The 14,954-nt window shown below is 35.4% G+C and carries 8 protein-coding genes; 3 read left to right on the forward strand and 5 right to left on the reverse strand.

Features of this window, described 5'->3' with window-relative positions:
- Position 1 precedes the first annotated feature (1 nt).
- Positions 2 to 1,909: a HEAT repeat domain-containing protein gene (locus UABHE_RS10270; protein ID WP_372370175.1), complete on the forward strand. Its 1,908-nt coding sequence runs from the start codon at positions 2 to 4 to the stop codon at positions 1,907 to 1,909.
- 78 nt (positions 1,910 to 1,987) lie between these two features.
- Here UABHE_RS10270 and UABHE_RS10275 read toward each other — a convergent pair whose 3' ends face one another.
- Entirely contained in the window at positions 1,988 to 4,978 is a 2,991-nt protein-coding gene (locus UABHE_RS10275; RefSeq protein ID WP_372370176.1) for an NAD-glutamate dehydrogenase domain-containing protein, read from the reverse strand.
- A 96-nt stretch (positions 4,979 to 5,074) separates the two neighbouring features.
- Here UABHE_RS10275 and UABHE_RS10280 point away from each other — a divergent pair, with 96 nt between their 5' ends.
- Positions 5,075 to 7,840, forward strand: coding sequence for a MaoC/PaaZ C-terminal domain-containing protein (locus UABHE_RS10280; RefSeq protein ID WP_372370177.1), 2,766 nt, complete (start codon positions 5,075 to 5,077; stop codon positions 7,838 to 7,840).
- A gap of 434 nt (positions 7,841 to 8,274) precedes the next feature.
- On the opposite strand, the gene UABHE_RS10285 is transcribed toward UABHE_RS10280, so the two are convergent.
- From UABHE_RS10285 to UABHE_RS10300, 4 genes are all read right to left on the reverse strand, one after another.
- Positions 8,275 to 9,030 (reverse strand): MerR family transcriptional regulator, encoded by a 756-nt coding sequence (locus tag UABHE_RS10285; protein WP_372370179.1) that lies wholly within the window; start codon positions 9,028 to 9,030, stop codon positions 8,275 to 8,277.
- Between the two features lie 423 nt (positions 9,031 to 9,453).
- On the reverse strand, positions 9,454 to 11,091 hold the full coding sequence (locus UABHE_RS10290; protein ID WP_372370180.1) for a M1 family metallopeptidase: 1,638 nt from the start codon (positions 11,089 to 11,091) through the stop codon (positions 9,454 to 9,456).
- 105 nt (positions 11,092 to 11,196) lie between these two features.
- A complete protein-coding gene (locus UABHE_RS10295; protein WP_372370181.1) occupies positions 11,197 to 12,030 on the reverse strand; it encodes a DNA/RNA non-specific endonuclease in 834 nt (277 codons plus the stop codon).
- A 58-nt stretch (positions 12,031 to 12,088) separates the two neighbouring features.
- Complete coding sequence (locus UABHE_RS10300; RefSeq protein ID WP_372370182.1) at positions 12,089 to 12,706, reverse strand: hypothetical protein; 618 nt, start codon at positions 12,704 to 12,706, stop codon at positions 12,089 to 12,091.
- 141 nt (positions 12,707 to 12,847) lie between these two features.
- On the opposite strand from UABHE_RS10300, the gene UABHE_RS10305 reads away from it, so the two are divergent.
- On the forward strand, positions 12,848 to 14,833 hold the full coding sequence (locus UABHE_RS10305) for a prolyl oligopeptidase family serine peptidase (protein WP_372370183.1): 1,986 nt from the start codon (positions 12,848 to 12,850) through the stop codon (positions 14,831 to 14,833).
- Positions 14,834 to 14,954 lie beyond the last annotated feature (121 nt).

A 14,954-nucleotide genomic window follows, 5' to 3' on the forward strand; every position in this document is an offset into this window, starting at 1 on the left:
TATGAAGATAAAAACAACTATAATTTTTCTTTTGCTTAGTGTATGGATTATGGCAGAAAATTTCTCTGACGAAGATGATTTAGCTCGCTGGAGCGTGCGCCGCGGAATGAAAAGAAGCTTGTATTCATTACCAGAAAATGCCCAAGAAAAAATAAGCAATTTACTACAAGATATAAAAAATGAAAAAATAAGTACCCGCATTGATGCTTTAAAGTCTCTGGCAAAAGTAGGCAGAGGTAACCAAAAAATAGCACTTGCGATTGTTAATTTGCTCAAAAATGAACAGTTCACCGAAGTAAGTATCTGGGCTGCTTTAGCTTTTGGCGACATAGGATTAAAACAACCAAATGTTTTGTCTGCTTTGCGTAAATTGGCCAATGACAAAAACATTCGCGTAAGGCGCGCCGTCTCAATGGCATTGGCTGAAATTAGTGCTGATAATCTAGTTATAAGTTTCGCTACTGATAAAAATCCTACTCTTCGAGAAATTGCAGCTCGTAGTTTTGTAAATATGGGCAAGAGTGCAAAAAAACATTTGGCAGTTATTGAAAGTTTAAGCAAAGATAAAAATATTGGTGTTCGCCGCGAGGCAAGGTGGGCGCTAAATATTATAGCTAACAGTGATAACTTTTATCAAAAAGAAAAAGATCTCATACTCGCTGCACAAAAGAATGATCAAAAAATACGCAAAAAAGCATTTGCATCACTTGTAAAATTTGGATCTGATTCTATTCCTTTTTTTATCGAGCTGACTAAAAGTCATGATAAAAATGTATCATTGGAGGCAAAGGAAGCACTTGAAAATATTCAAAAGCAACAACAATTAGCCATCTTTGCGGAAAAAAGAAAAATACAAGAATATATTCAGTCAGATTCAAGCTATCTTATCGGAGAATTAATAGGAAATTTTGAAATCCCTGTTGGCCAAAAAAGTAGTTATTCATTTACAATTAGAAATACAGGAAATAAAACAGCCTATGGAATAAGAACTCTAATGATGCTTCCTTCTAACTTTGAGTATAATAATCGGGCAGGTTCTACTGCAATTTCATGGAGTTTATCTAGTCTTGAACCAAGCAAAGATCATACATACAAATTCGAAGGTATGGCTCTATCAGCAGGCAAGGATAAGTTTCTTGTTCGTATAACTCAGAAAGAATTACCGCAAATTAATTTACGATATCCTTATATTGTAACAAAAGGAGAACTAAAACCAAAAAGTAATCTCCCACTTAACATATCAATGGATTTTCCAAAAGAACTAAAGGTGAATGAAAAAAATATGTATATTGTTAATTTAGAAAGTGTAAATGGTACTTCTCTAGAAAATATTACTTTACGTATTGTATTACCTTTTAATACGAAATATGGAGATGATAAATATCCAAGTGTCTTTAAGTATAGAATTAACGAACTACGCGAAAAAATAACGCGCCAATTTGAACTTACACATTTATGTAGTGGTAGTGGTTCCTTTGATGTCGTTGCAACTGATGACGAAGGTAGACAAAAAACAGCTAGTTTTGCTCTTAAAATCGACAAGAAAGGATTGCCATATCATAGAGTTACAGCAAAACAAAATAATTATCAAGTCGATATGCAAAGTGCAATGAGTGCTGTAGTTGTAGAAGAAGGAAATGGCTTCATATGTCGAACATCAATACATAATGAGAGTGATAAGGTTAAATCAGTTACAACAAAAATATATACATCATCCAATATAAATTGTCCTGAAAGAGGCGGAGAAAGAAGAACATTTGAGTGGACAAATACCATAAGACCGGGTTTGAAAAGTAATTATTTTATACCACTAAATGGACTAAGTGTTGGCAAAGGAAAAGTCACTGTTAAAGGGCTTGTTGATGGAGAAGAGATATTCGTTGCTGATCATCAAATTACTGTAGAATAAAGCTTTATTTGTAAGAAACTATCAAAAAAATTAATAACAAAAGAAGCGGCAAAAAATAAGCCACTTCTTTTGCTATTATTACTCTGTTTCGTGTAAAGCTTCTCGTGTTAACTCCTTACGAGCATTACGATCGAGGATTTTGGCAATCACTTCTTTTCCTGGTAAATCGGAAGCCAAAATTCGGCTAATATAATCAATAACTAACGAATCTTGGTCAAGATAAACATCGACTAAACGAGGAATATCATTGTAATTGACACTTTTTACCCATCCCAAGCCTTCGCGATAAATAATGTGGCTTGCTATTTGGCTAGCTAATATAGACAACTGGTGCTCTTCAGGAATACTCTCAATAATACGCTCGGAGTACTTTTCAGCAAGAATTGGTGGGCAATGCGATTTCAATAACTTTTGATAACGGTCTACTTTATTTGATTCCTTCATATCCTTACGAATATATGATTTTAAGATATCAGTAAGTTCATTTATCTCAATACTGATTTGAGAAGATAGTGTTGTTAGTGGTATCTTTTTCATTTTATATTCGCGAAAGAGTAATTTTGACTCTTTGCGTGCTTTTTCTTCCAAAATATCGATAACTTCAGTAACATATTGATCTTTGATATCCAGAAACTCTTTTTCGCTTAGTATAAGGCTGGCAATAATTTCATAAGAAGAGCATATAACTCCACCTTTATTCGCTGAACTATCTTTGATAACAACAACACCCATTTCTTCTAGTTTATACCGTGCTTCGTTGGTAAGAAATAAGTTTGCTCCCTCAACAACAGCATTAAAAACAGGTACATTTTTCTCATCTAAAGACAATTGCCAGTTATCAATATTAATCGTATTTGGTCTTCCACCTGCAGGTATAAGAAGGTCGGTTTTTATGCGATTACTCACTTGTAATTCATCTCTCGTTTGCCTACCTTCAATTGTATTAGCATTTACAACAAAGTTCTGAGGGTGTTTAGACAACAGTGAAGATTTGAATTCTGTAATTGATTTTGATTCTTCAACTAAACGAAGAAGTTCTTGATGATTAAGCCCTTTTACATCATATGCTGCTCCACCACCATCAGAAATAGCAACAATTTTTACTTGCGGATAAGAACTAATTAATATTTTCAATTCGTTTCCTGCAACGTCTCCATCGGGTCCACCAATCATTCTAACTGTAAATGATTCTGTTTGCGGATCTATTTTTAAATAGTAGAGACAAGCTTCAACATAAACATTAACTCCGTGAGAAGTTACACCATATTCTTTATGATTGATACCAACTCCTGGTTTACTGGACATAAAAGCATTTGGATATTTATAATTGCGATTTTTTGCGCGTTGAACAATCCAATTAATGCGATCATCTGTAACGTTTTCATCTGGGCCCAAGTATATAATTTCTTCTTTACTATAGTAGTCGACAATACGTGGATGGAGGTTCTCTTTTTCGTCAGTGATAAGCAAATCGAGTAAAGAATCGATAGCACACTCAACACTTTGTTTAACATCCGCTCCTGGTTGCAATAAAAGAATTCCCTTTGAACCACCTTCTGGAATATCTTTGTTTTTTAGCTGTTGCGCACTACTCAATCCGTAAACTTCATCAAAAACGCGCGTAGATTCTAAGTCATAATGTTCACTATCTCTTGAACGAACGATTCTTAAACCTCCACGCGACATGTCTTCAAAGCGGATATGGTAGCCTTTGTAACCACGACCAAAGAAGAAGAAAAAACCAAATGGTTTGGTTTCATAGAGATTACTATCGAGAACTTCTGGATCCATTCGAAATGCTAACCCAATGCTATCTTCAATAAAATAATTTGTCTTGAGTATATTGTCGACAAAACTAAGTGCTGCATTAAAAACCTCTTTATCGACAAAACGCATTAACTGCCGCATTAGTTCGGTAAGTTTTTTGCGAATATTCTCCATATCTAAATTGCGTTTATCAGAAGAAGTTCCACAATGAGGGCAAGTATCTTTTGTGGTTGGATTAAACTTTATGTAAAAGTAATCAGTAAGTAGTTCGGTAATTTTTGCATGTCGTAAAAATGACTTCTTAACCACCTCGTAAGTATAACGTTCTTTTTCTACTTTAGACAAAAATTGATGCACAAAAACCGCCATAGCGCGAATCAAGTTTACCTTGCGAACACTAAAAGTTTTTTCTTCCACTTTTGCAAGAGTTGAAATTTCATCTTCAACAACCCACTTAACAGCTTTAATCGCAAGACGCATTCTTTGCCATAAAACCGAGTCAGTGCTGATTTTTTCTCCATTTTTATCTCGCCCATAAGCGGTAATAAAAACAACTTCTTCATTGTCATCTAGCTCGATAATATTCACGTACATGCGATTTACTTCAACTTCATGCAAATGAAAAATTTTCGCAACTTGATAAAGATAACCTGTCGCAGGAGGGTTGATTGTGCAAAGAGAAATGCGCGTATACTGCTCATCGCGATCATTATCTAAATTAAAAACCGTTTCATAGTCTTTAATTTCCATAAAGAATAAAATGTGAGCATAAAGACGTGGACTGTCATAGCGCATTAAATACTGAGAATCAACGCCATTAATAAATTTTTCAGCGCGTTGCTTTTTCTCTTCTGGCATGTCGGATAATAATTCGCGAATTTGACTAAGAGTCTCTGCATTTTTAGGGTCACTTTTGTCTAAAGCAGAGGTTGCAGTAAAAAAAGTATGTAGTGCTAAGTAGTCTCCTTCGCGGCTAGTATGCATGGTAGCACCGCGGATATTATGATCAGCTAAAGATTCAAGTGCTTCCAAGAACTGATTGGCGTGACTGCGCACACTTATGTAAGTAATTTTGCTACCGTCTGCGCTTTGCAATGTTGCAGCAGGAACATTTGTTTGTTTCAATGAAATTATAGTATGTAGGTGATCTATTTGTTCATTTTTTGGTGTCATTTGATAATAAAAAGTATGTAGGGCGCTAAAAAACCACGGGGTGATCTTTTCAATCGCTTGAATTAAGTCGTTTTTTACTTGGTCAGATACTTCTTCTATCAATTTATTGTTTTTTATATTTGTCTCCATAGTCTTTCTGTCCTAAAATATCACATTTAGGGCCTATTATAACAATGTCCCTAAGCTAATCGAAATCCCCCATTTTTTCTTTTTAAGAGGTTTATCATGGCTACAAGGGGAATACAATTACCAATACCCAGTGCATCAAAAGTAGTGTACCAAATTATCCAAAAAAGTTATACTAATTTTCCAAATGCATTTTCTGAATATCAAGCACCCCAAGATGCAAAATTATTTGCTAAAAAATACGTCGAGTATTTATCTCAATTTGAGATACATAGAGCGACTTCAGAAGAGAGACAACAAATTGCACAATTCATTCTAGATGATATGTACAATAATTTTTTATTTGTCGAAGGGGAAAACACGACCTCTTTTGCTGAATATATGAAAAAAAGTTGCGAGCCTTTGCCACTCTCTGTTGTTCGTTACCCTTGGATGCAAAACCACAAAGGCTATGAGTTGGCATTTTCATATGATGGCAAGATTTATAATAAAGAAGATGAAGTTCTCTCATTTGTCGATAAATTACAACAGGAAAACACTCTTAGTAGTGAAGCTGCTTTTGCGTTAAAAACTATTGCTGAATACGCTTACAAAAATAATAATGGCTATATTAATCTTCAAGGCAAAAAATTTGTGCTTCTTGGAGGTACGGCAGAACTCAGTCCTATTTATGCACTACTTCAAGCAGGTGCCAGCGTTTTAACGACACACACCAAGAAAGTAGAACACATAGTTGAACAAGCAGGCGAATTTTGCGGCGAACTACACTACGCTTCTTCTGGCATGGATTTACTCACACAAACCAATGAAATTTCGGAAACCATAAGAAAATTCGCAGAAAATGACAAGGTGCACTTGGGTATTTTAGCTTATCGCGGTGGCAAAGGCCAAGAACTTCGATTATCTGTAGCCCAGGAAGGCATTTTGCGTAAGATACATGAGTGTTTAGCTTCTATTTCTTGTTATATCTCTCCTTCTGTAATAGCAGAAATCTCAGAGGAAGAAGCCCAAAAAGCTCTTAACACATATAACCAACCTCTAGGCGTCGCAAGTAAAACACTACGCAAAACAACAAAACAAAGATGGTACGGATCATCGATAGCTGAAAAGGATGCGCGCTACTGGACTAACACTATTTGTAGCTTTCAAGGTTGCAGTTATGCTGCGGCAAACCTTTTTGGTAAATACTATGTTGCAGAAGCTTATGGTAATGAGAAGCTAAAAGTATCAGCTAATGTAGGAGGAATTACCGCAACATCCTCAATGGACACTCCTATGTTAAGAGCTGCTTTTCGCGAAGCTAAGCGCTTTGGCATTGATGTTTTCGAAGCAGATGAAACAAGAGAGTTGATGCAAGCTTTGATGTTTTATGATTTACTTTGTAAAAAGGACAATAATTTTAGTGATATTTTTACTAAACAAATACATGGTGGAGCCTTATCTGTTCCTTGGATGTTAAATGGATGTGTTGAAGAAGCAGCTATTCGCGGTAACATTAAGCGTTTTGTGTCGCTAAACGAACAAAAATTTATAAACTTTCATGTTAAGCGTTTAAACAAAGGTTCGAATAAACAAGTTATTATGACGCGTTCTGCTTTTATTTTCGAAAAAATTGTGCGCCGTTTATCTGGGACACTAGCCCTGGCATTTGTAGGCGGAAAATCAGCCAAACCAGCAACACATTTATTCTTAGGTAATGCGGCAATGATACCTAAAAAAATGGCGCGTCTAATGCCTATTATTGCTAAAAGTCATCGTTTCCCACTTATCGGCAAACCGCTATATAATTGGAACCGCCAAAAGAAAATATATGGCAATTTATTGACCAACATGTTATGGCCTCACTACAAAAAACACGATCGCTTGGTTACTACTACTAACGAAGAAGGTTCTCTTGTCTCTGTACGTATTTATAAACGCAATCGCCAAGATATCGAATTCTCAATAAGCACAGAAGGCTTTATTGAACAAACTATTTATTTTGGACGTTCTCTTGTTGATGGAAATAATTGTTTGAAAATGAAGTATAACTACGACCCTAAACTGGGTCAGCTGAAAACAGTGGGATCGACATCAATAGAAACAGCAATTATTAATCAAAGTGTGGTGCTCGGTAATTTAGAACTGACAAAAGAAAAACTCACAAAATTTAAAGAGTTGTGTGGAGGCGAGGCACAAGGAAGCATTACTTTTCCAGTCAATAGCGGCTTCCTAGAAGAATGTCTACAACTGTTACAAACACCTGAATGGGGTATTGACTTCACTAGAGTCACTGTATTTAGCGTTTGTTTTGATAAAAAAAGTTCTGTAGATTTGGCTACGACAAAACTCTTAGGTGCGAAAGTAATGCCCACTGAAATTGTCCAAACTGATAAAGGTCAAATATTTACCTCGCAAATCAGTATTTCCAAAGAAGATAAGTGCTTAAATCAAGCTAGTATTTCTCTTTTAGTTAGAGGTAATACCGTCAAAGGAAACAATGAAAAAATACCGCGCTTAGAATATAAAGACTTGCAAGGCGAAAAACTAGATGTACTAACAATGAATGATGCAAAGCTCGTAGACTTTGCAGCATTAAACGGTGACTACAACCCTTTACATCAAATAGACGGTGTTGCCCAAGTTGTTGGTTTCAAAAGACGTATTAACCCAGGGCTTGGACTTCTTTCTCAAATAGAGTCATTGCTGCGAAACCATCTACAAAAAAATCTCGAAAAATTTAGTGGAACAATAGTTCGTCCTGCTTTTCCTAATCAAACATACACTTTAGAGCTTAAAGAACAATCTGATCGTCATTATCTATATCAATTATTACAACCAAAAAGTAATAAAGTTTTAATTGATGGCGAATTTGTTATTGATTAGAACATCTCGACACTTAAAAGAATAGCTATAATAATGCTGCTTTAGCAACAAAAATAGAGACTACAATCTCGCATTAACAACAATATAAATAACCCAAGTTGCTACCTACAAAAGTGTAGAAAATGCGATTGTTTATAAATAGGTAACAACTTGAGTTAGGTTATAGGGCGTGTCATCATTTAAAATATTGTGTGTTTTTTCGAGCCCGAGCCCGTTTCCGAAACTTTCACTAACAATTTATCAAAGAAGCAAAGTTTCTTTTTCCATCGCAAAAAACTAGTATTGAACCAATAAATCACTTTCTGTCGCTCTCAAAAACTTTTCGGGCGCGGGCTCGCAAACGGGCTCGGGCTCAATACTACTGGCGTATCATTAAATGAATCCGTTATATTTTTATCTGTATTGAATGATGACACGCCCTAGAAATTTTCACCTTATTTTTCGCAATAAATTGTAATTGCTTCATTTAAAAAAATGGCTAAATCAGGATGAATATTTTCGAAATAAACAGCAAAACGTCGATCGCTAACATACATCTTGCCTAAACCACGAAATATTTCGGTTGTACATTCATAAAAGTATTTATTGAAACTATTCTGTAGTTGCTCAACTGTCCGCTGAACCTCTAAATCATCAGGGCCTTTGTTTATGTTATCAGCTATTTTCTGATAAAGACCTGTGAGTTGCGATTGGATATCTTCCCAATCCTTTTTATTATATTTGGATGTTCTTTGTTCGCATTCCTTGTATGCTTTAGATTTTCCCCATTTTTCGCGTACTTCTTGCGCATATTTCGTTTTGTGTTCCTCAATCATATTCATATCAAATCCTTGAAAAAGATGTTCTTTTAACACAACATTATCTGTTAAAGATAGCAACGTTTTGTCTATTGTTTTTAAGATGCAATTCAAGCGTTTTTTTTTCTCAAGAAGAAGTTGTTTATGCATCCCTAACGCTCTTCTACGATCGAAATTTGGAGAATCGAGTATTTCTTTAATATCACCTAGAGAAAAATCGATTTCCTTGAAAAATAGAATCTGTTGCAACCGTTCTAAATTTTTTTGGCTATACAATCTATAGCCAGCGCGCGAACTTTGTTCAGGAATAAGTAACTCTATACGATCATAGTGATGAAGAGTCCTCACTGTTATCCCTGTCATCTCAGCAACTTCTTTTACTTTGTACAGCATTATTTTCCCTCCACAAAAAACTATAGCCCATGACGTTACGTTAGGGTCAACAATAAAATTTTTTTCTGACGCAACTTTTGTTAACTCGTATTGTTTCTATGCTCTCCAAAATTTTATAATATTCGACTACAATAACGACAACAATTACGGTCAAGGTCACGTTTTTTTATTTAAATGAGGACAGGCCCTAACTAACTAATGCCAAGTGAAGTAAATTTATCAGGTGAGAATATTGATTGGAAGAGATGAGTACGAGCCAGAAAAATTCGTTGCTTCCTGGCTCATTTTATCTAAAACTATTAGGACGTGTCGACATTTAGAAAAATAAACAAAATAATAGATATTAATCAGTGAACATGGGGTTTTCGATCCCGGCCCGCAATGGGATCGGGATCGATTTCAAATTTTAAATGTCGACACACTCTAGTTTTCTTCTAGTAAATTTTGCGTAGAAACGTAAAAGTTGCGATCTATCCTTAGTTTTTTAAACGATTTCGGTATTCTTGTTTCGCGCCAAGATGTACTAGGATATAACCATACTTGCTTTTCTGTACCAAATGAAACTTTGACTGGCATATCAAATTTGTCAACGGCATTTGTCCATCGGTAAAATAGTTTATTTTGGCGTGTATAGTACTCTAAATTTGGAATTTGAGTACTACGCAAGTATTGGTCAAAAATGCGTCGCAAATTTACTTTTGTATTTTCATTAATATAGGATTCAATTTCTTGAGTACTGACAATTTTATGGTAAAATTTTCGATTTAAACCGCGAAGAATTTCCCGCCACTTTTCATCATCATCAATCAACTGACGGATAGTATGTAACAGGTTTGCACCTTTGTAGTATATATCTTCACCAGTCTTATTTACATTATAAGGACCAATAATAGGTTTGCGATTGCCAATATTTATTCTCGTCCCAATAACATAATCCGAACTTGCTTTTTTACCGTAATAATAATCTAAAAATAGATTCTCCGAATAATTGGTAAAACTTTCATGAAGCCATAAATCAGCAACATCAGAACTAGTAATACTGTTAGCAAACCATTCATGGCCACTTTCATGTATAATGATAAAATCAAATTTTAATCCCCACCCTGATTTACTTAAATCCATACCAAGATAGCCATTTTGATAACCATTTCCATAAGTAACAGAACTCTGATGCTCCATTCCAAGATAAGGAGCTTCCACTAGTTTATAGCCATCTTCATAAAAAGGGTATGGACCAAACCAATGTTCAAAAGCTTTTAACATTCGCGGTACTTCAGCAAAATGTTTTTTGGCTTTGTCTAAGTTGTAAGATAAAACGTAGTAATCACAATCAAGTACTCCTTTTTCACCATTGTATTTTTCTGAAAAATGAGCATAATCACCAATGTTTATGTTAACACCGTAGCTATTTATGGGGTTAGATACATACCAGTGGAATGTTTTTGTTTTTTGTTGTTTATTGTGATCTACTTTTTCTAAACGTCCGTTCGATACATCTGTTAGATCTTCAGGTACAGTGACGCTTATCCGCATACTATCTACTTCATCATAAGGATGATCCTTATTCGGCCACCAAATACTTGCTCCTTCTCCCTGGCATGAACTAGCAATAAAAAAATTACCATTGTCATCTTTTGTCCAAGTAATTCCACCTTGCCAAGGAGGCATTTTACTCACAAGTGGATTCCCTGCATATTCAACGACAACTTCGTTTACAGCACCTACAACTTGCTTTTTTGTGAGTTGAATAAAATGCGAATAACCATCTTTGCGCACATCAAGTTTTTGGTCATCTTGATAAACACTCAGTATCTCCATTGGTTCTTGCATTTCTAATTGTAATTCGTTATGTGAAGAAATAACTTTATAGCGAATTAGATTGGTACCTGAAATATACTTTTGTTGTGGGTTAACAGTAACTTGTAAGTGATAATACTGTAAGTCCCACCATTTTCGTTCTTTTGTGATAGCACCTCTTAAATGATCTTGATGACTAAAGGGCTGAGAATATAAGCTACTTACAAAAATGGCAATTAATAAAAGTGATTTAGAAAGTTTCATCTGTGCCCCTATATTTTTGTGTCTACAATAGTTCCAAGACTTTTATCTCAAAAAAATAACATCGTTTCGTTTTACAACCCACATAAAAAAAGTTTTCACAGCTATTTAAACTACAATATCATCTTTAGTTTTAATCACTGGCCATGGTTGTTGTTTATTTTCGCTTATAAAATTAGCGAGAGGGTCAAACCGTTTTAGATCGCTTTCAGTTGAGGATTGGACTGGTATTTGTTCTCCTAATTCAAAAGTAAAACTGAGATCTGCGAGTTCTTCAATAAGAGAAACAGCTACTTGATAAAGAGTTAGGTTTAAGAATTTCTTACCATTTTTATCATCCCACATCTCGTCTTGTTTCATCAAAAATGCGACAGAGGACAAACCTCCTTGCGGTTTTTTTAATACAATTACTTTCCAAAAAGCTGTGGGAATGAAAATGTCGCGGTATTTCTGATCGCTTTCTTGAAAAATGGGACCTGTAAATACACACATTCGCGCATTGCTTTGATCTGCTTTAGCGAGAAGCCAATTTTCTAATTCTAACCACTCATCTTGATTAAAGTTTTCGTGCTGTGGAGCAGCATTTGTAAAATAAAAAGTATCACTACTTGCCTTCGACGCGGAGTCTCCCCAAGCAACAGCAGTTCTACGTACTAGGTGTCCCCTATCCCAAGGGTTACGTGAATACGCTTCGTTACCAGTTTGATTGTCTCCGACTCTTGGATCCAAAGACCACTTACCATTTCGCGGTACTGACTTTAAATTCTTACCATCTATATTATGCGCTGTGTATGTTGCTAATTTTCGTACACGATTCATCACTATTGAAAAATGTGTATAATCAAAAGCATTTCCTTTTTCTACCGAATCTTCAAGTGATTGACTACCTAGTTTAGGAAGATGAATATTATAGTCACCTAAGAAATTTTCATTATATCCCATTTTATTTCTCCTCTTGTATATGATTTGATAATGTTATGTTCTCTATTATAAATTTGGTTTAAGCGTCTTTTAAATTAGGAATTTTTGCTTTTACCAAAGGTGTAGAATTACGCTTTGCTTTTGTACATTCTTTAATAAAAAGTCGTTTCGTTCCCCAAGGCAAGCCAGCTTTTTTAGCAAAAGCTTTAATTTGCGCTATATCGTATTTCTGTACAAAGTGGTTAACAAAATTATGATTGACATTGTCATTAAAAACAGGGTATATTTCGGCAAGTAAGTAACTATTTTCCTCTGTTGCCAAAAAAGTGGCAGTTACCGAAGCGCAAACAGCTAATGTATCGGTCTTCGTTTCACAAAACCGCAAAATGCGCGAAAAGTATTTTTCTTGGTATGAATTAGGGACTGATTTCAAATTTTGTAGCCCATATATAGCAGCTAGTATATAATAAGGATTAGAATATGACTCAAGACCCTTTTCAATTGTCTGCCAACGATAACTTTCATCTATTATATCTGGATAAAGTAAAATATTTGCAATGGCTTGCTCATCTTCCCATTTGTCGATCACATTGTGCACGATAAAATGATCATCTTCGTTAAGCTTGGATAATTTTTTTTTACTCTCGTGTAGAGAGTCTAAATCCTCTACACCTAAAAAATATAAAATATCTTCCATGTATTCTCCACTACCGTTTTGCAAAAGATTGTTCTATTGGCAAACTACTTGCCTTACGTGAAATGGCGATATCCTTGCCGAACACTAGATTTTAAATAACCAGCTAAAAGTATTGTATCTCCTACATTTAGAAAGTCAAAAATGAAAAGAATTTATTGTATTTTATCTTTATTTTTTTTTATATCTGTATACGCTGATCAGAGTCAAAACACATTACAACTTTTAGATGTTTTCGAATTAGAATATGCTTCCGATCCTCAAATATCCCCCGACGGAAAAACCGTGGCTTACACACATAACTCCATGGACATAATGAATGATCGAAAGGTAACTCAAATATGGACAGTTGATATAGCTACTCAAAAAAACCTACCTCTTTTACCAAAAAATACCCATTCACCACGATGGTCTCCTGATGGCAAGCGTTTGTTATATACAGCAACAGAAAAAAAATCTACTCAGTTATACGTCAAATGGCTAGACGACGGAAAAACGGTAAAAATAACTCATGTAAATTCTTCGCCTCACAGCGCTTCTTGGTCTGCGGATGGTAAAAGTATCGCTTTTTTGATGTTTATAAAAAAAAGTCGCAAAAACTTTATACAACTTCCATCAAAACCACAAGGCGCAAAATGGGCTAAAGCACCTATCTTTATTGATTCTTTGCGATATCGATTTGACGGTGGAGGTTATGCCCAACCAGGTAGCCAGCAAATTTTTGTTGTTCCTTCGTCTGGAGGTACAGCGAGGCAATTGACTTCAGAATTACACGATCATGAAGGACCTTTGGTGTGGAATAAAAACAAAATTATTTATACTTACAATGAAAACAGTGAAGAACCTTCGCATTCAAACATCTACGAGTTAGATGTCAAGAACAGTAAATCGCAAAAATTAACAACGCGCAAAGGTCCTGACTATTCTCCTGCGATTTCCTCCTCTGGTGAAATTGCCTATCTCGGTTTCGACGATAAATACAAAGGTTACCAAATAACAAATCTTTATTTACTGTCTTCGAAAAAAAATCTCACCAAAAACTTAGATCGCAGTATCAGCAAACCAACTTGGGATGCAGCAGGTAAAGGAATTTATTTTTTATTTAATGACTTGGGACAGACCAAAATCGGTTACCTCGAAATATCCACAGAAAAGATAACCACTGTTGTTGATAATGTAGGTGGATTATCTCTGGGAAGACCATATTCTAGCGGTGATTTTTCCATTGCAGCAGATAATACAATTGTCTACACACTCAATCGTTCTGATCGACCAGCTGATTTAGCTTTAGCACATAAAAAAGTAGCGATTACCAATCTGAATGACGACTTACTTGCGCACAAAAATCTTGGAAAAGTAGAAGAGGTGTGGTTTGCATCTTCTCATGATAAACGTAAAATCCAAGGATGGATTGTTAAACCTCCGCAGTTTGATCCGAATAAAAAATACCCACTTATTTTAGAAATACATGGTGGGCCTTTTGCGAGCTACGGGCCACATTTTGCAATGGAATTACAATTGTATGCAGCTGCAGGTTACGTTGTATTGTACATAAATCCCCGAGGAAGCACTAGCTACGGTGACGAATTTGCAAATTTAATTCATCACAACTACCCTGGAGAAGACTATGACGACTTAATGTCAGGAGTAGATTTTATTATAAATCAGGGTTATGTGGATGACAAAAACTTATTTGTAACTGGAGGAAGTGGTGGTGGTGTACTTAGCGCTTGGATTGTAGGGAAAACTAATCGTTTTAGCGCAGCAGTGGTTGCAAAACCAGTAATTAACTGGTATAGCTTTGTACTTACTGCAGACGCTTATGATTATTTTTGCAAGTACTGGTTTCCAGGTTTTCCGTGGGAACATCCTGAACATTACATGAAGCGTTCTCCATTATCTCTTGTTGGAAATGTTGTAACTCCTACAATGTTACTAACAGGAGAATTAGACTATCGCACACCTATTTCAGAATCAGAGCAATTTTATCAAGCATTAAAACTACGAAATATAGACTGCGCAATGGTACGTATTCCTGAAGCTTCGCATGGTATTGCTAGACGCCCAAGTTACTTAATGAGCAAAGTCGCTTACATTCTTGGTTGGTTTGCAAAATATCAAAAAGACTAGAACCTGTCATCAATTAAAACATTATACTAAAAATTTGCGACTGTGACTTTTGTCAGTCCACTTAGTACAGAGATTAAACCGCATTAGTGTTATAGTGGTTACATTGTGTAACACATACTGT

Origin of the sequence: Candidatus Uabimicrobium helgolandensis (assembly GCF_041508025.1) — a bacterium.
In the GTDB taxonomy this organism is placed as follows: Bacteria; Planctomycetota; Uabimicrobiia; order Uabimicrobiales; family Uabimicrobiaceae; genus Uabimicrobium; species Uabimicrobium helgolandensis.

Coding starts and splice junctions, on each gene's coding strand:
- UABHE_RS10270 (WP_372370175.1), top strand. CDS start 2: ATGAAGATAAAAACAACTATAATTTTTCTTTTGCTTAGTGTATGGATT.
- UABHE_RS10275 (WP_372370176.1), bottom strand. CDS start 4,978: ATGGAGACAAATATAAAAAACAATAAATTGATAGAAGAAGTATCTGAC.
- UABHE_RS10280 (WP_372370177.1), top strand. CDS start 5,075: ATGGCTACAAGGGGAATACAATTACCAATACCCAGTGCATCAAAAGTA.
- UABHE_RS10285 (WP_372370179.1), bottom strand. CDS start 9,030: ATGCTGTACAAAGTAAAAGAAGTTGCTGAGATGACAGGGATAACAGTG.
- UABHE_RS10290 (WP_372370180.1), bottom strand. CDS start 11,091: ATGAAACTTTCTAAATCACTTTTATTAATTGCCATTTTTGTAAGTAGC.
- UABHE_RS10295 (WP_372370181.1), bottom strand. CDS start 12,030: ATGGGATATAATGAAAATTTCTTAGGTGACTATAATATTCATCTTCCT.
- UABHE_RS10300 (WP_372370182.1), bottom strand. CDS start 12,706: ATGGAAGATATTTTATATTTTTTAGGTGTAGAGGATTTAGACTCTCTA.
- UABHE_RS10305 (WP_372370183.1), top strand. CDS start 12,848: ATGAAAAGAATTTATTGTATTTTATCTTTATTTTTTTTTATATCTGTA.